The organism is Sphingomonas sp. GW821-FHT02B09, assembly GCF_059421875.1.
Genome location: NZ_JBWKVV010000016.1, coordinates 19,193 through 34,995, shown reverse-complemented (window position 1 = coordinate 34,995; position 15,803 = coordinate 19,193). Strand labels below are relative to the sequence as shown.

15 protein-coding genes are annotated in these 15,803 nt (G+C 65.9%); 4 read left to right on the top strand and 11 right to left on the bottom strand.

The window, feature by feature from the left end; all coding sequences use genetic code 11:
- A partial coding sequence (locus AC07U4_RS24235) for a hypothetical protein (protein ID WP_495197499.1) occupies nt 1-262 on the top strand: 262 nt, incomplete at its 5' end.
- 243 nt (nt 263-505) lie between these two features.
- Here the strand turns inward: AC07U4_RS24235 and AC07U4_RS24230 are convergent.
- On the bottom strand, nt 506-1,624 hold the full coding sequence (locus AC07U4_RS24230) for an IS110 family RNA-guided transposase (protein WP_495197498.1): 1,119 nt from the start codon (nt 1,622-1,624) through the stop codon (nt 506-508).
- Nucleotides 1,625-1,947: 323 nt separating this feature from the next.
- On the opposite strand from AC07U4_RS24230, the gene istA reads away from it, so the two are divergent.
- Both istA and istB read left to right on the top strand, forming a co-directional pair.
- Entirely contained in the window at nt 1,948-3,459 is a 1,512-nt protein-coding gene (istA, locus tag AC07U4_RS24225; protein ID WP_495197497.1) for an IS21 family transposase, read from the top strand.
- Nucleotides 3,446-4,174: an IS21-like element helper ATPase IstB gene (istB, locus tag AC07U4_RS24220; RefSeq protein WP_495197496.1), complete on the top strand. Its 729-nt coding sequence runs from the start codon at nt 3,446-3,448 to the stop codon at nt 4,172-4,174. Before istA ends, istB begins: the two co-directional genes overlap by 14 nt.
- 441 nt (nt 4,175-4,615) lie before the next feature.
- Here istB and AC07U4_RS24215 read toward each other — a convergent pair whose 3' ends face one another.
- Complete coding sequence (locus tag AC07U4_RS24215) at nt 4,616-5,428, bottom strand: helix-turn-helix domain-containing protein (RefSeq protein WP_495197495.1); 813 nt, start codon at nt 5,426-5,428, stop codon at nt 4,616-4,618.
- 80 nt (nt 5,429-5,508) lie between these two features.
- Between AC07U4_RS24215 and AC07U4_RS24210 the strand changes: the two genes are divergently transcribed.
- Nucleotides 5,509-6,318, top strand: coding sequence for an IS5 family transposase (locus AC07U4_RS24210; RefSeq protein ID WP_495197494.1), 810 nt, complete (start codon nt 5,509-5,511; stop codon nt 6,316-6,318).
- A 6-nt stretch (nt 6,319-6,324) separates the two neighbouring features.
- On the opposite strand, the gene AC07U4_RS24205 is transcribed toward AC07U4_RS24210, so the two are convergent.
- From AC07U4_RS24205 to AC07U4_RS24165, 9 genes are all read right to left on the bottom strand, one after another.
- Nucleotides 6,325-7,272: a nucleotidyl transferase AbiEii/AbiGii toxin family protein gene (locus AC07U4_RS24205; protein ID WP_495197493.1), complete on the bottom strand. Its 948-nt coding sequence runs from the start codon at nt 7,270-7,272 to the stop codon at nt 6,325-6,327.
- Complete coding sequence (locus tag AC07U4_RS24200; RefSeq protein ID WP_495197492.1) at nt 7,250-7,840, bottom strand: hypothetical protein; 591 nt, start codon at nt 7,838-7,840, stop codon at nt 7,250-7,252. The genes AC07U4_RS24205 and AC07U4_RS24200 overlap by 23 nt, the downstream gene beginning before the upstream one ends.
- A gap of 92 nt (nt 7,841-7,932) precedes the next feature.
- Nucleotides 7,933-8,379: a DinB/UmuC family translesion DNA polymerase gene (locus AC07U4_RS24195; protein ID WP_495197491.1), complete on the bottom strand. Its 447-nt coding sequence runs from the start codon at nt 8,377-8,379 to the stop codon at nt 7,933-7,935.
- 85 nt (nt 8,380-8,464) lie between these two features.
- Nucleotides 8,465-8,701: a hypothetical protein gene (locus AC07U4_RS24190; RefSeq protein WP_495197490.1), complete on the bottom strand. Its 237-nt coding sequence runs from the start codon at nt 8,699-8,701 to the stop codon at nt 8,465-8,467.
- 35 nt (nt 8,702-8,736) lie between these two features.
- Nucleotides 8,737-10,368, bottom strand: coding sequence for a CocE/NonD family hydrolase (locus AC07U4_RS24185; protein WP_495197489.1), 1,632 nt, complete (start codon nt 10,366-10,368; stop codon nt 8,737-8,739).
- Nucleotides 10,365-11,219, bottom strand: coding sequence for an alpha/beta fold hydrolase (locus tag AC07U4_RS24180; RefSeq protein WP_495197488.1), 855 nt, complete (start codon nt 11,217-11,219; stop codon nt 10,365-10,367). The genes AC07U4_RS24185 and AC07U4_RS24180 overlap by 4 nt, the downstream gene beginning before the upstream one ends.
- 48 nt (nt 11,220-11,267) lie before the next feature.
- A complete protein-coding gene (iolG, locus tag AC07U4_RS24175) occupies nt 11,268-12,260 on the bottom strand; it encodes an inositol 2-dehydrogenase (RefSeq protein WP_495197487.1) in 993 nt (330 codons plus the stop codon).
- A gap of 53 nt (nt 12,261-12,313) precedes the next feature.
- Complete coding sequence (locus AC07U4_RS24170; RefSeq protein WP_495197486.1) at nt 12,314-13,957, bottom strand: fatty acid--CoA ligase; 1,644 nt, start codon at nt 13,955-13,957, stop codon at nt 12,314-12,316.
- Nucleotides 13,958-14,084: 127 nt separating this feature from the next.
- Nucleotides 14,085-15,776 (bottom strand): acyl-CoA dehydrogenase family protein, encoded by a 1,692-nt coding sequence (locus AC07U4_RS24165; RefSeq protein WP_495197485.1) that lies wholly within the window; start codon nt 15,774-15,776, stop codon nt 14,085-14,087.
- Between the last annotated feature and the right edge of the window lie 27 nt (nt 15,777-15,803).

Sequence of the window (15,803 nt, the reverse complement as noted above, 5' to 3'; positions counted from 1 at the left end):
CGCAGGGCCAAACCTCAGCGCTGACGCGCTACCTCACCGACAAATGCCAATGCCGCGCAGCGGCTTCGTGCATTGGGACGAAGCCGACGTTCCCAACCGCGAGCATCAAAGGCAGTGTTCGCCAGAAGCGGTCATAGCGAGATCGACCGACTGGAAACGCAGAAGTTCGGGACTTAGCGCCCAGTCCGCTCTTATGTTCGTTTACAAGAGATTTGGGCATGAGAATATCCTTCCATCAGTATTGATGAAGCAAATAGCTTGAGGCTTATGTGCAAAGTTGGAGGCAGGGCTTTCGACGACGGTTGACATACTCTTATGCGCGGGTTGGTTACCGCATATCCGTAGGTTCGTCTGGAGCTGCCTCTGTCTTTCGATCGGGCGTGGGCTTGTAGCCTGCCACAAAGCGGACACGAGGGTTCTCCACCGGGGCCCTGCCCCCAAGTTTGCACTTCAGCGCGAGGTTAAAACTCGAAGTTCTCCTTTCAGCCTGTTTGCGGCTACGGTTTCAGGCTTGTGCCGCAGGTGATACCTCGCGCCCGATCGCCCACAAGAAGGCGGCCATCTCGCGCGCGATTGCGGTAACCGCCACAGTCTTGGTCTTGCCCGCCATGATGAGCTTACGATAGCGCGCGCATAGCCGGATCTGGGCCTTCCAGGCGATCTCGCGAACCGATCTTGGCAATCCGTCGAGACGCGCCTCGATGTCACGGCTCACTCGCGCTGGAAAGCGATAGGTCCACGCACCCTCGACCAGCACCCGGCGGGCTCGGACGTTGCCAGCCTTTGTGATGCCGCCACGTCGCACCCGGTCTCCGGTCGAGCTTTCAGAAGGCACAAGGCCGAGATAGGCCATCAACTGTGGGGCGGAGTCGAAGCGCCTGACGTCGCCAATCTCGACCACGAAGGTGACAGCCGTGATAAGCGCAACGCCGCGCATTGCCTGATAGGCTTTGACGACCGGCCCCATCGACCAGGATGCCATAGCCTCAGCGACCTGCTTTGTAAGCCTATCCAGGCGGACCGCGGCGTCTTCGATTGCCTGGATGTATTCTGCCAGCACAATATTTTGAGCCGGGTGGGCAAAAGACTGGATCGCCAACCATCGGCTATGCACCCGCGTCCAGGGCGAGCGACCGGCATAAACGCGACCATGCCTCAGAAGGAAGGACTGGAGGTGCTGTCGCGCTTTTCTCAAGCCATCGTTTGCGACCTCTCGCGCTCGTACCAGATCGCGAATGGCCTCATGCGTTTCATCCGGTACCCAGACCGCGGTCAGCTCACCAGCCCGATGGAGCCGGGCTAGGCTTACAGCATCACGACGGTTGGTCTTGACCCGGTCGCCGGGACGCCTGGGAATGAGCGATGGCGCCACCATCTCGCAACAGTGGCCGAGTTCAATGATCTGGCGGTAAAGCTCGTATCCCGTCGGACCAGCCTCATAGCAGAAGTGAAGCTTGGCGCCCTGCTTTGCCAGTTTGGTCACCATCGACGCCACGGATTTCGGCTCGGCTGAGATGTCGCCGAAAAACCGGACTTCGCCATTCCGTTCGCCATCGGCAACTGCAACCGAGATCTTCAACTTTGACGTATCGAGTCCGACGAAAAGTTCGCTATCCTTCTCCATGGTCTGCCCTCGCTTAAGCCTGGGGCTAGGTGCCGGCCCATCCGGCGCAACCCCCGTATCCTGCTTACTACGGGGGCGGGCTACCTTCGCGGCCCGAACATACGGTCTTTAGAGGGTCGAACCGTGGAACCGGACATCGAAAGTATTTCTGATGGCCGTATTTACGAGCTCTCGCGCGATTGTGGGCGAACGGCCTTAATCATCGCGTGTGGATCGGCGTGGAAAAAGGACCCCGGTAGTGGGGTGATCGGCGTCGAAAAAGGACCCCTCATCCCGGTGGTCTAGGCTGTTCGCTTGGCGGTGTGTCAGGCGGCGAGATCGGGATGTTGGTATTGGAGACGGTGTTGAGGATCCGGCGCGAGCACGCGACGGGGAAAGCCATCAAGGCAATCATGCGAGACCTGCATTTGTCTCGCAAAGCAGTGCGCAAGGCCATCCGGTCGCCGGAGGCGGACATGGGCTACCGGCGCGAGGTTCAGCCATTGCCAAAGCTGGGGCCGTTCCAGGCGCGACTGGACGCGTTGCTGGAGGAGGACGAGGCGCGGCCGCGGCGCGAGAAGCTGCGGCTCACGCGCATCCACGATCTGCTGCTGCGTGAGGGGTTTGACGGCTCGTACGACGCGGTGCGCCGCTATGCGGCGCGCTGGCGGCAGGTTCGGCGTCGTGACGTGATGGATGCGCCGGCGTTCATCCCGCTGCTGTTCCGGCCGGGCGAGGCCTATCAGTTCGACTGGAGCCACGAGGACGTCGAGATTGCGGGCAAGCCGATGCGCGTGAAGGTCGCTCATGTGCGGCTGTGTGCGTCACGCACGATGTATGTGCGGGCCTATCCGCGCGAGACGCAAGAGATGCTGTTCGACGCTCATGCGCGGGCGTTCGCCTTCTTTGGAGGCGTGCCGACGCGCGGCATCTACGACAACATGAAGACGGCGGTGACGAGCGTGTTCACCGGCAAGGAGCGGATCTTCAACCGGCGCTTCCTGGTCATGGCCAGCCACTACATGGTCGAGCCGACGGCATGCTCACCAGCAGCCGGCTGGGAGAAGGGTCAGGTCGAGAACCAGGTGCAGACTGCACGCGGCCGGTTCTTCCAGCCACGCCTGCGCTTTGCCAGCATGGAGGAGCTGAACGGCTGGCTGGAGGCGGATTGTCGACGCTGGGCGGAGCTGCACCAGCATCCCGAGCAGAAGGAACTGACGGTTGCCCAGGCATGGGCTGTCGAGCGCAGCGTGCTTCAGCCCGTCATTGCGCCCTTCGACGGGTTTCACGAAAGCGAGCACGCGGTAAGCGGCACGTGCCTGATAAACTTCGACCGCAACCGCTACTCGGTCATGGCCAAAGCGGTGCGGCGCGCGGTCCAGGTGCGTGCCTATGCCGACCGCATCGTCGTGCGCTGCGACGGTGAGGTCGTTGCCGACCATCCCCGGTTCTTCGGTCGGGACCGGACCATCTACGACCCGTGGCACTATCTGCCGGTGCTGCTGACCAAGCCGGGCGCCCTGCGCAACGGCGCGCCGTTCCAGGGCCGGGAGCTGCCGCCCGCGCTGTCACGGCTGCGTCGCAAGCTCGGCGCCGGCGACGATGCCGACCGGCGGTTCGTGCGGGTGCTGGCGGCCGTGCTCGACGACGGGCTGGAGGCGGTGGAAGCAGCCGTGCGCGAGGCGCTGCTGGCCGGCGTCACCAGCGACGATGTCATCCTCAACATCCTGGCCCGCAGGCGAGAACCGCCACGACCGTTGACCATCGTCACGCCCGAAGACCTGGCGCTGCGTCATCCGCCGCGTGCCGACTGCGGTCGCTACGACAGCCTGCGAGGCCTCCATGCAGCGGCATGAGATGATGACGGCCATGGCGGGGCTCGGCCTCAAGGGCATGGCCGGCGCCTTCGACGAGGCGGTGACCACCGGCCTGCAACGCAAGCGCACGACGATGGAGATCCTGACCGACCTGTTGCGTGCCGAGGCAACCCACCGCCATGCAGCGTCGGTCCGCTACCGAATGTCGGCCGCCAAGCTGCCAGCGGTAAAGGACCTCGACGCCTTCGTCTTCGACGGCACGCCCATCAACGAGGGGCTCGTACGCTCGCTACACAGCGGCTCGTTCCTGGCGGGCCAGCGCAACGTCGTGCTGGTCGGTGGAACGGGCACCGGCAAGACCCACCTGGCCAGCGCCATCACCGCCAACGTCGTGCGGGCCGGTGCCCGCGGGCACTATTTCAATACGGTCGACCTGGTGAACCGGCTCGAGGAGGAGAACCGCCTCGGCAAGGCCGGCACGCTGGCGGCTCAGCTTTCCCGGCTCGACCTCGTGGTGCTCGACGAGCTGGGCTATCTGCCGTTCGCCCGCTCGGGCGGTCAGTTGCTCTTCCATCTGGTCAGCAAGCTCTACGAGCGCACTTCCGTCATCGTCACGACGAACCTGGCCTTTGGCGAGTGGCCGACCGTCTTCGGCGACCCCAAGATGACCACCGCGCTGCTCGACCGCATCACCCACCACTGCGACATCGTCGAGACCGGCAACGACAGCTGGCGCTTCAAGCATCGCTGCTGACGCCCGCGACCACCGGCAGAAGACGCTTCGCGCTGATTGCGCCTCCGGTCGGGCTACGCCCGCCCTACGCCGCAACCAGCGCGAACGGCACGCCCGCCATACCCGTCACACCGCTCGACAAAGGGGATCCCTTTTGGACGCCGATAGGGGGTCCTTTTTGGACGCCGATTGACATCCATAACGCTCCGGCGCCAGTAGCGCCGGTAGGTTGCGATCACGTCTTCCGCGAAGCGATCGGGGCGCCCCGTGCGGGGCGACAAGACGGGACCGGCGGGCGGTGCGGCATCGAGGCGGGAGAGGACGCATGTACGGGATCTGGCGTCGCGTTCGTCGAGAACGTCAGAGGGAATCCCGACAAGCCGCTCACGGGCACGGGTGCCGTTCGCTTGAAGAAGATCGCCTAGGGCGAGACTGAATGCCTGCTTTTGAACGGGCGGGGTTTCATGCGCCGAACCCGGCTGCTGCGTCCCGGTGAGAAACAATAGGGTTGTTAGAATCATCGTCTACCTGACCAGTGGTAAGGATTAATCCTGCCCGATCAGCGTGGCGTGATCTTGAACCGTTTTGACCCCTTCGCCAAACACCGGGAGAAACTCCCGTGACTGCCACGATTGCCCGGGACATATGGGCCTGATCGGCAAAGCCGCAGGCTTGCGCAACGTCCGCCAATCGATCCAGTCCGGAAGACATTCGTTGCAACGCTGATCGGGTTTGGGCGGCAAGACGATAGTGTACTGCGGTCGTTTCGAATGCGTCTCGAAAACCGCGACTTACGGTTGCGGCGGCGAGCCCTCTAACATGTGCCCAATTTCCGATGAATACGGGGCGCTGTCGCAAATCGGCAGCCAGCAGGTCTGGCCAGTCCGTCATCAAAGGCGAGCGAATCACAGTCGGTTGCAGCAAAGGCAAAATGTCGCGCTCACGGGATCGAACAGCGTTTATGAGGAGGTCCGGATCAGCTATCCGGAAGACTGCCGGCAAATTTAGTCCCGGTGGGATCGGAATGTTGAGAACCGTGGAACCGGAACGAATGATCTGGTTTCCATGAGCCTCGAAAGCGGCATGCGCCACGATGTCGCCTGACTCCACATGCCAGCGCCCGGTATCTCCATACTCGAAGTAACCGCCTGAAAGTATTACGGCGGCGTAGGCGCTACCGTGCCTATGGCGGTGCCATTTCCCCGCCTCGAGTTTCTGCTCGGACACGCTCACGCCGTATAATTCAACCGCCACCTGTTCCGCCTCCAACGTCATGCCTGTCAGGCTGACAGCATGCGACTAGTGTCAAGAGGCTGTTATGGACTTGCGAGCCTGGCTGATTCATCCGTTCTTGGATGAGCATTTGCCGCAAGCCGTATCCGTCTGACGTCAGCGACGAAGAATGGTTGCTGGTCATGCCGTATCTGCTGTTGCAGCGTGAGGATGCGGGTCAGCGCGAACACGATCTGCGCGAGGTATTCAATGGCTTGCGCTACATTGTGAAGACGGGTGCGCCGTGGCGATGGATGCCCAACGACCTGCCGCCATGGGCGGCGGTGTACCAGCAGACGCAGCGGTGGCTGGCAGCGGGATGCTTCGAGGCGCTGGTGGACGATCTGCGCGCGGTGTTGCGTCTGGCGGCGGGGCGCAGGGCCGAGCCGAGTGCTGTGATCATCGACAGCCGGACGTTGCGCTCCACGCCCGAGAGTGGCGAGCGCGCCGGCTATGACGGGGGCAAGCGCAAGAAGGGCTCGAAGATCCACATGGCCGTCGATACGCTGGGCCATCTGCTGGCGCTCCATGTCACACCAGCCAGCGCAGAGGATCGCGGTGAGGTGGAACGGCTCGCCCGCACCGTACAGGCCGTCACCGACGACACCGTTGAACTCGCCTGGGTCGATCAGGGCTATACCGGCGAGCGAGCCGCCGACGCCGCTGCCAGACACGGCATCGCTCTCGAGGTCGTCAAACTGCCCGAGGCCAAGCGCGGCTTCGTCCTCCTGCCACGACGCTGGGTCGTCGAGCGTTCCTTCGCATGGGCGACCCGCTTCCGACGCCTCGTCAAAGATTACGAGAGATATGCCGAAACACTCGCCGGACTTCACGTCGTCGCCTTCGCCTGCCTCATGATGAAGCAAACTGCCGCGATCGCCCCAGGTTCATAACAGCCTCTAGCGGTCCCACGTTGCCAGCGCCGCGGTGCTGATCTGCTCTAGTGCAGTCAGGGCAAGATCAAAGGACAGTACCTCAGGCGGCCCGGCAAAGGCGATGGCGGCGACGTAGCGCTCGTACTCGTCGCGGTAGAGCCCGTCTTGCGCTAGCCGCTCCCGTAGGGCTGCAAGTCGACCGGGAGGCGGCATCTCGGCGAGCACCCCGCCGCCTCTTTCCCGGTCGGCCTGCAAAACGTCCAGGACCAGCGGGCTGAATTCCGCAGAGCCCGTGATCGCATTTTCCAGGGCCGCGAGGTCATAGAGATGGCGGATGATAGTCGGATCGTCGTTTTCGGCGTTCCGGTCGCGTGCCATCACACGCCAAGCAAGCGCACTTAGCTTATCGGCCGCCGTTTCCACGGGGTTGACGCAAGGTGCGACAGCTACCTCGCCCTCCTCCTTCGCCGCTTGGGCGACGAAGGATCGCAAGGGGCGTACGATTGCCGTCATCTTCGGAGGCTTGGCAGAGAGCTCCGCCAGGATGTGCGGCCGGAGAGAAGGATGTCCGTCCAGGACGGTGGGATACGTCATCTCGACCTGAATGAAGCGGTAGCTATCCCGGGACTGGACGTCATTCACGATAAATCCCTGCTCGGTCCAGGCGCCGGTCAGGGCTTCTCGAAATGCCCTCAGCCTTTTTGACTGCTGGTTACCGGAAAGCTCCTCGAAAGCCTGTGACAGGACGAGTTTAAAGTCGATGTCCTCGGAAAAGCGATTAATCAGGCCGTGGCCCTTCAGGAGCGACGTCCCGCCGGAGAAGACCGGTTGGATGTCGTCGGTACCGCAGGCGACCAGCGTGCGTATGGCCTGGACGACGAACCAGTCCTTCTCAACGAAAGCCTCGTCGACTCCGAGTGCACCGGCTACCCGACCGAGAACGCGACGGTCAGGAGCGTTCGAGAATGACATACTTGCCATCGTAACCGATGCGCCGCGAGACCCGGTCCTTTACGGCTATCGCTCTGCCGGTGGGGACCTGTGTTGAGCGCTTCTCGTTGTAGGCCGTCTCGAAGCCGGAGGGGCCGACCGTCTTGCCAAGCCGTCGGAGGGCTTCCGTCGCCAGTAGCTTGATCCCGACAACCGGAGCCGGCTTTCCCGTGAACGGCGACGGCGCGGCCTTGGCGTAGAGACCGTATCCGACCGACATCAGCCGTCCTTCTTGGACAAGTGCCTTGAGGGCGCGACCGACGGAGTCGTAGCTACCGAGGCTGTCGAAGTCGGCTCGCAGGAAGACGTTGCGGGAGGATCGGCTCACCTTGCGGGTAATCGCGTCCTTAATAGAACCGGTAGAGCTTGAAGCGCCACGCGCTACCCGATAACGCCCACGACTAACCCGGACGGCCTTCCGCTTCTTGACCAAGCTCCGCAGGGCCCGATTGGCGGAATCGTAGCTTTCCCCGCCGTCGAGGACCGCCATCTCGACGGTTTCCCCCGATTGCAGGCGATTGAGGAGCCGCTCCTCGAGACTTTCAGCCACGTTGCAAACATCCGTTGTTTTCGACATCTAGGTACGTGACAAACGGAACGCGATCAAGTTCGCTCCGCGTCAATCTCAAAGGTTTCAAGGGATCAGGGAGTGCCGAACGCGACCACGAACCGATGCGCCTTCGCAATCCATGCGTAACGTGCGTTCAGCCCATCCATCGCGGTCAGCAGGTCGGGAGCCTTGGGATCGGCCGCGGCGAACAGGTCCGCTTGCCCCTGCCCTACCGGCGTCAGGTCTTCGAGCAGCACTCCGCACTTGGTGTAGACGCCCCCCGGCTCGAACATCGATTCCATCATCCTTCCCGCGATCCCGACGATGACGCGGGGATCGTTGGTCGATGGGGAGAGGCGCGCCGATCGCGATGCCGAGGGCGGATTAGGCCGATAGCGGTTCCCATGCGCGAACGCGATCAGGCGGCTCGCGGCGAACCCTGGCGCGCGTATCTTGTCGGCCGCGCGCGCTGCGCGTCGTGCTATCGCCTCGCGCAGCTCGACCAGCACGGTGACAGGCTCACCGAACTGGCGCGTCACCGCGGTCGCTTTGAGCGGCTCGGGTGCGACCTTGAATTCGTCGCACTCGATCCCGCCCAGCTCGCGGACTAGGCCGGATCGACATTCATCGTAGCCAGATCATGGCGGCAGCGAGATGCACGAAGCCAGAGAAGTGGATGGTGCGTCGGTCATAACGTGTTGCGAAACGGCGGAAGTGCTTGAGCTTGCTGAAACATCGTTCGATTCGATTGCGCAGCTTGTAGGCGATCACGTCGTGCGGGATGACGATCTTGCGGCTGCGGCTTGACGGGATGACCGCCTCGGCGCCCAAGCGGGAAGCTGGTTGCTCGACGAATTGCACAGCCGTCTGGTGTGAACGCGCGCCGGAAGGCGAGATCACCCTTGGGGCGTCGGTTCCAAGCGGAGCGAGACACTGCTGGGATGAGCGCGGTCGTGGTGGATCGCCGTCGTGGCAATGCACGGTTCGATGCGGTCGTCGGGAGCGGAAGGCGTGCCGCTGCTCCGGGCATAGCGGGGATAGGCGCCACCGGCGATCAGGAGGCGCAGCCGCTCGCCCCGCGCGACGCACAGATCGGTCGGCGGAAGCGCGATCGTGACCAACGCAGGCGCGCCGGGCGCCGCCAGGTGGAGGACGGTCATGCGGTCGGTCACGTTGGTCGATCGTCCATGCGCGTCCACCAGGTTCAGCCGGACGAACAGCTGCGGCGCGGCGACGTCCGACGACACCCACAGCGAGATCGACGCGCCGGCGAGCCGAACGGGGGAGTCGAGCGGCGGCGTCTCGAACGTCAGGACATCCGGGCGTTGCTCCAGCGGCGCGTTGTCGACCGGCCCCGCCCCCGGCGCCAGCCGCGCACCGCCGATCGCAGGGGTCGGATCGCGGGGATCATAGCTGAAGGCGGTCGCACCCCCCGCCTGGTCCGGTGCGACGGCGGACAGCGTGCCACCGGGGCAGAGATAGACGTGTCGTTCCTCGACGGGCGGCGGCCAGGCCGCGACCCGTCGTTCCGCGCCGGTCCGCGCATCGAGCAGCCGGACGGGGCGGCGGCCGGGCGGCTCACCGGCAAAGGCGGACCGGATGAAGTCCGCCGCCTCGGTGAGGATCAGCCGCGCGCCCTTCAGCGTGAAGCTGTCGTGCGACCACGGGCCGATCGTCAGCCGGGCATCGTCGCGCCGCCGCGCCAGCCGCTCGTATTGCGCGATCCCGGCCTCTAGGAAGATGTCGTACCAGCCGCCCTGGACCAACACGGGGCAGTCGAACCCGTCGACCGATCGCGACTGGTCCTGGTCCTGCCACCACGGGTCGGCTGCCCCGTGCGTCCACCAGTCCTCCAGGAAGCCGACCGGGACGCCTGCCACCGGGAGGTAGCTGTCCAGCAGCCGCGGGGCCATGCCGGCGGCGCGGATCGCGCGCGCGTCCCGGCGGCCGCGCAGCATGTTCAGGATCATCCGGTCGGGCCCGCGCGTGACCTGCGTGGCCCAGCCAAGCGACGCCTCCAGCCCCGGCGCGCCGCCGTCCCAGACGATATCGCGGACGCTGGAGGGGGTGATCTGCAGCACGGCGGCGGCGATCTCGCGCTTCGCCTCGTCGGGTATGGCGAGCTGGGTATAGCCGAGGTACGAACCGCCGAGCGTCGCGAAGCGCCCCGGATAGAACGGCTGCCGACGCAGCCAGGCGATCGTGTCCGCTGCATCGCTCGCTTCGCAGAGAAACGGACGATCGAACCGGCCGCCGGAGCCGCCCGTGCCCCGGCAGCTCTGGACGACCACCTGGAAGCCCTGATGGGCGAAGAAGCGCGCGTAGATCAGCGCGATCAGCGTCCGCCGCCCATAGGGACAGCGCACGAGGATCAGCGGTGCCGTGCTGTCGCCTGCGGGCAACAGGTGATCGGACAGCAGGACCGTGCCATCGGCCATCGTCGTGCGCAGGTCCCTGCGCACTTCGACGCGACCGACGCGGTGCGGCAATCCCCAGGCGCGCCGGGCGATCTCGTAGATCGGGTTCACGGCTGCGCCCCACCCGCCCGGGCCACGGTGCGACCGATGATCCTGGCGAAATCGTCCCACAGCGGGGGCGCGAGCTGGTGCCCCAGCCCCGGATAGAGGTAAAGTTCCGACCGGGGCAGCGCCCGGGCGAGCGCGATCGACCCCTCGGCGCGGATCAGCCGATCCTCCCGGCCGTGGACGATCGCGCTGGGCACGGTGACCTTCGCGAGCGCGGGGCGGCGATCCGGCGACCGCACGATGGCGTCGAACTGGCGGCCCCTCCCCTCCGGGGAATAGCCACGGTCGTAGCTGCGCCCGGCGACGGTGCGGATCCAGTCCTCGTCGATCGGATAGTCGGTCGAAGAGCAGCGGCGCTCGCCGTCGACATGCGCCTCGATCGCCGCGTCGCGCGACCGGGCGGGGGGCTGCGGCGGTGCGGTGAGCTCCGCCTGAATCGCCTCGCCGATGAAGGCGTCGTCATACGCGGGGCAGGTATAGAAGAGCACCAACGACCGCACGCGGCCGGGCCGGTCGATCGCGAGCGTCTGGGCGATCATCCCGCCCATCGACTGCCCCACGACATGCGCCGACGCCAGCCCGAGCGCGTCGAGCACCGCCGCCACGTCGCCGGCCATGTCGGACAGATCGTAGCCTGCGGCATCGCCGGACATAGCGACCCTACCCGACAGGCCGACGTCGCGATTGTCGAGGCGGATCACGAACAACCCCTCGGCGACGAGCCGCTCGCAGAATTCCTGCCGCCAGCCGATCAACTGGGCGCCCAGCCCTTCGATCAGGATCACGGGCTCCCCCGCCGCGGCGCCCATCGTTTCGTAGAAGATCGGGATGCCCCGGCTGTCCGCTATCGGCATGTCACGTCTTCCTTCGGGTCGCCCGTCCGATTCTTCGGGGCCAGCACGTCACACATCCGCCAGCCGTACCGGCGCGCCGCTGTCGAGCGATCGCCTGGCGGCATAGGCCAGCGCGAGCGCGGCGACGCCGTCCGCGAAGGTGACGAGCGGCGCCGCCCGCCCGGCGAGCATATCGGCGAAATGGGCGATCTCCGCGCGAAATGCCGCGGCATAGCGTTCGAGGAAGAAATTCTGGAACGGTGCCATCTGCGCGCCGGGCTCGCGCCATACCTGGACCGTCGATTCGGTCATGTTGCCGGCCGCAAGCATCCCGCCGCTGCAGAATGCCTCGACGCGCTGGTCGTAGCCGAAGCCGCTGCGGCGGCTGTTGGCGATGACGCACAATCTGCCGCTTGCGGTCTTGAGCAGGATGCGCGCGGTGTCGATGTCGCCCGCCTCGCCGATCGCCGGGTCGACCAGCGCGCTGCCCCAGGCGAACAGCTCGGTCGGTTCCTCGCCGAGCAGAAACCGGGCGGTGTCGAAATCGTGGATCGTCATGTCGGCGAACATCCCGCCCGAGGTGCGGACGTAGCTGACGGGGGGCGGGGCGGGATCGTTGCTGGTGATCTGAAGCGTTTCCAGCGCGCCCAGTTCGCCCCCCGCCATCCGCGCCTTCAGCTCCGCGAAATTCGGATCGAAGCGCCGGTTGAAGCCGACGAAGATGCGCGTATCCGCCAGCCCCGGCGCGGCCGCGCGGGCGCGATCGAGATCGACGTCGACCGGCTTCTCGCAGAACACCGCCTTGCCCGCGGCATGCGCGCGCAGCGTGAGATCGAGGTGCGTGTCGGTGCTCGTCGCCACGATCACCCCGGCAACGTCGGGGGCGGCCAGCACCTCCCCCACGCTCGCCGCACGGGCACCGAACGCGGCGGCCAGTTCCCCGGCGGCGTCTGGCCGGACATCGGCCACGTGCGACAGCGTGAGTTCCGGGTGCGCGGCGATGTTGGCCGCGTGGATGCGGCCGATCCTGCCCGCGCCGAGCAGGGCGATCTTGAACGACATGGCATCTCTCCTTGCGTCTGTTGGTTCGCCGCCAGGGTGCGCGGCCCGCACGATCATCGTGCGGCGCCGTATTTCGACCGCAGCAGCTTCTTGTCGATCTTGCTCACGCTCGTCTTCTCGATCGCGTCGGCGAAGATGAACCGCGCCGGCACGGCCCATTTCGAGATCAGGCCCTGCGCGGCATATGCCTCGACATGGGCGCGCAGCGCGTCGGCCGACAGCGCGGGATGATCCGGCCGGAGGACGACGATCGCCACCGGCCGCTCGCCCCATTTCTCGTCGGGCTCGGCGATCACGGCGACCTCGTCGACCGCGGAATGCTGCGCGACGATATCCTCGATCTCCAGCGAGGATATCCATTCCCCGCCGGTCTTGATCACGTCCTTGATCCGGTCGGTGATCTGGAGGCTGCCGTCGGGATCGACATGGCCGATGTCGCCGGTGTGCAGCCAGCCCCCGTCCCACAGCATCGCCGAACTGCGCGGATCGCCGAAATAGCCGTCGGTCAGCCACGGCGCCCGCACCACGATCTCACCGACCGAGGCGCCGTCCTGCGGCTGCGCGACCATGTCGCCGTCGACCACCTGCACGTCCACCAGCGGGATCGGAGAGCCGGTGCGGGTGCGAAAGCGGATCTGCTCCTCGCTGTCCGCCGCGATCATCGCCTGCGTGAGCTGCGCGATGGTCAGGATAGGGCAGGTTTCCGACATGCCGTAGCCCGCGAAGACATCGATGCCGCGCGCGAGCGCTGCCTGAGCCAGAGCCTTGGGCAGAGCGGCGCCGCCGACGATCACCTTCCACCCCGACAGGTCGATGCCGTCCGCCAGCGGGCTGGACACCATCATGTGCAGCAGCGTGGGTACGCAATGCGAGAAGGTGACGCGTTCCTTCTCCACTAGGCCGAGCAGCGTCTCCGGCGCGTAGCGCCCGGGATACACCTGCTTGATGCCGAGCATCGTCGCGACGAACGGCAGGCCCCAGGCGTGGACATGGAACATCGGCGTGATCGGCATGTAGATGTCGGTGCGGTCCAGCCGCCCGTGCGCCGGCGCGGTCCCCAGCGCCGCGGTCACGGCCAGCGTGTGCAGGACCAGCTGGCGATGGCTGAACGAGACGCCCTTGGGCAGCCCGGTCGTTCCCGTCGTGTAGAATCTGGTGGCGCAGCTATCCTCATCGAAATCCGGGAACGGATGGTTGGGGGACCCCTTCTCCAGCAAGGCCTCGTAATCGCACTCGATCGGAATGCCGGTGGCCGGGACGATCCCGTCGTCGCTCAGTACGATCACCAGCCGGACACGGCTGATGCGATCCCAGATCGACTGGAGCAGCGGAAGGAAATCGACATGGACGAGCAGCACGTCGTCCCGGGCATGCTCAATCGTGTACAGCATCTGCTCCGGCGAGAGCCGGATGTTGACCATATGCAGCACCGCGGCGATGCCCGGGATGGCGAAATAGCTTTCCAGATATCGGTGGCTGTCCCAGTCGAGGATTCCCACCGTCTCGCCCGGCCGCACGCCAAGCTGCGTCAACCCGTCGGCAAGCCGCGAGATGCGTGCCGACAGCGTGCGATAATCATAGCGCACGATGTCGCGGTAGATGATCTCCTGGTCGGGGGAGGAGCGCAGCGCGGTGTGCAGCAACTGCTTGAGCAGCAACGGGTAGGAACGGCCCGACAGGGCTGGCGTGACGGTCATGGTTTGCTCGCGATCCCTTGGTCAGGCCGCGCGCGGATGTGGCGGCGATGACGATTGCTGGCCTTGCCGCGCGGCGCCGGGCGCGTAATCCCGCGCGGTGCCGGGCGCGTGATCGCGCGCGGGTGCATCATGCCGCAAGTTCCCATGCCTCCACCTGGTACAGCGCGCCGCCGGGTGCGGTTGCGGCCGCCGACAGGCCGGCAGCTTCGGGCAGGATCCATCCGAGGTAGAAGTCGACCACGGTGCGCATGACTTTTCCGAAGCGGTCGTCGCCCGTCGCCCGCGCCTGCTTCTCCAGCAGCCAGCCGCAAACCGCGACCGACAGCATCGTGAGGAACGGATAGCTGCCCGCGAGCCGATCGTCCGGCCCCGCTGCCAGCATGTGCCGCGCCACCGTCGTGCAGGTGGAGACCAGGTCGCGGAGTGCCCTCGCCTCCGCGTCGCGCGCCATCTCGGCAAGGAGGTCCCCGAGAACCTCGCCGCCGGCTAGCGGCAATTTCCGCATCACCAGGTCTGCCGCCTGGATCCCGTTGGTGCCTTCGTAGATCGGCGTGATGCGCGCATCGCGGAGGAACTGCGCGGCGCCCGTTTCCTCCACACATCCCATCCCGCCGTGCACCTGCACGCACAGCGATGCCACCTCGCAGCCGATGTCCGTGGCATGCGCCTTGGCCAGCGGCGTAAGCAGGTCCAGCCGCGCCTTGGCGGCCTGGTCGCCGCCGGCGGCCCGATCGACCATTCCTGCCGCATAATAGACCAGTGCCCGCGCCGCTGCCGTCTGTGCCTTCATGCGCAGGAGCATGCGCCGGACGTCGGGGTGCTCGGCGATCGCGACCGCGTCGCGGCTGCTGCTGCCGGCGCGCGCCGATTGCACGCGATCGAGGGCATAGGACACCGCCCGGCGGGTCGCCGCTTCGGACACCTGGACGCCTTGCAGGCCGACGTTCAGCCGCGCGCTGTTCATCATCGTGAACATGGCGCGCATCCCGTCGCCTTCGGCGCCGACGAGCTCGCCCACGCACTGCTGATGGTCCCCGAACGCCAGCACGCATGTCGGCGAGGCATGCAGCCCCAGCTTGTGCTCGATCGAGACCACCCGGACGTCGTTTGGTTCCCCCACTGCTCCATCGGCGTCGAGCCGGAACTTGGGGACCAGGAACAGCGATATCCCCTTGGTGCCCGCCGGGGCGCCGGGCGTTCGCGCCAGCACCAGATGAACGATGTTCGGCGCCATGTCGTGGTCGCCGAAGGAGATGAAGATCTTCTGCCCGGAGACCAGCCAAGTGCCGTCGTCCCGCTGCTCGGCCCGTGCGCGCAGCGCCCCCACGTCCGATCCGGCCTGCGGCTCGGTAAGGTTCATGGTTCCGGTCCATTCGCCGCTGACAAGGCGGTGAAGGTAGCGCTCCTGCTGTTCGGTGCTGCCGTGATGGCGCAGTGCATCGATCGCGCCAGCGGTCAGGATCGGGCAGAGCGCGAGCCCCATGTTCGCGGTACCGAGCGTCTCGATCACCGCCGTCTGCAACGCGAACGGCAGGCCCTGCCCGCCCCATTGCCCGGGCGCGCCGATCGTGCCCCAGCCGGCCTCCACATAGGCCGAATAGGCCGCGGCAAAGCCCTGCGGCATATGGACGCCCGCCGAGGCCCACTTGGCGCCAACGACGTCTCCGACCCGGTTGAGCGGCGCCCATTCGCCGGACGCGAATTGCGACACGCCTTCCAGCACGGCGTCGAGGATGTCGTCCTCGACGCCGTGCGCGGCGATATTCGCGACCTGGCAGAGGGCGAAGCGCTGCTCCGCGACATGTGTCAGGCCGGTCATCGCGTACGCCCCGTTGTCCGCATCTCG

What these genes read in the sequence shown, in the direction of transcription:
- AC07U4_RS24230 (WP_495197498.1), bottom strand. Translation starts at nt 1,624, where the DNA reads ATGGAGAAGGATAGCGAACTTTTCGTCGGACTCGATACGTCAAAGTTG.
- istA (WP_495197497.1), top strand. Translation starts at nt 1,948, where the DNA reads ATGTTGGTATTGGAGACGGTGTTGAGGATCCGGCGCGAGCACGCGACG.
- istB (WP_495197496.1), top strand. Translation starts at nt 3,446, where the DNA reads ATGCAGCGGCATGAGATGATGACGGCCATGGCGGGGCTCGGCCTCAAG.
- AC07U4_RS24215 (WP_495197495.1), bottom strand. Translation starts at nt 5,428, where the DNA reads ATGACGTTGGAGGCGGAACAGGTGGCGGTTGAATTATACGGCGTGAGC.
- AC07U4_RS24210 (WP_495197494.1), top strand. Translation starts at nt 5,509, where the DNA reads ATGAGCATTTGCCGCAAGCCGTATCCGTCTGACGTCAGCGACGAAGAA.
- AC07U4_RS24205 (WP_495197493.1), bottom strand. Translation starts at nt 7,272, where the DNA reads ATGTCATTCTCGAACGCTCCTGACCGTCGCGTTCTCGGTCGGGTAGCC.
- AC07U4_RS24180 (WP_495197488.1), bottom strand. Translation starts at nt 11,219, where the DNA reads ATGCCGATAGCGGACAGCCGGGGCATCCCGATCTTCTACGAAACGATG.
- iolG (WP_495197487.1), bottom strand. Translation starts at nt 12,260, where the DNA reads ATGTCGTTCAAGATCGCCCTGCTCGGCGCGGGCAGGATCGGCCGCATC.
- AC07U4_RS24170 (WP_495197486.1), bottom strand. Translation starts at nt 13,957, where the DNA reads ATGACCGTCACGCCAGCCCTGTCGGGCCGTTCCTACCCGTTGCTGCTC.
- AC07U4_RS24165 (WP_495197485.1), bottom strand. Translation starts at nt 15,776, where the DNA reads ATGACCGGCCTGACACATGTCGCGGAGCAGCGCTTCGCCCTCTGCCAG.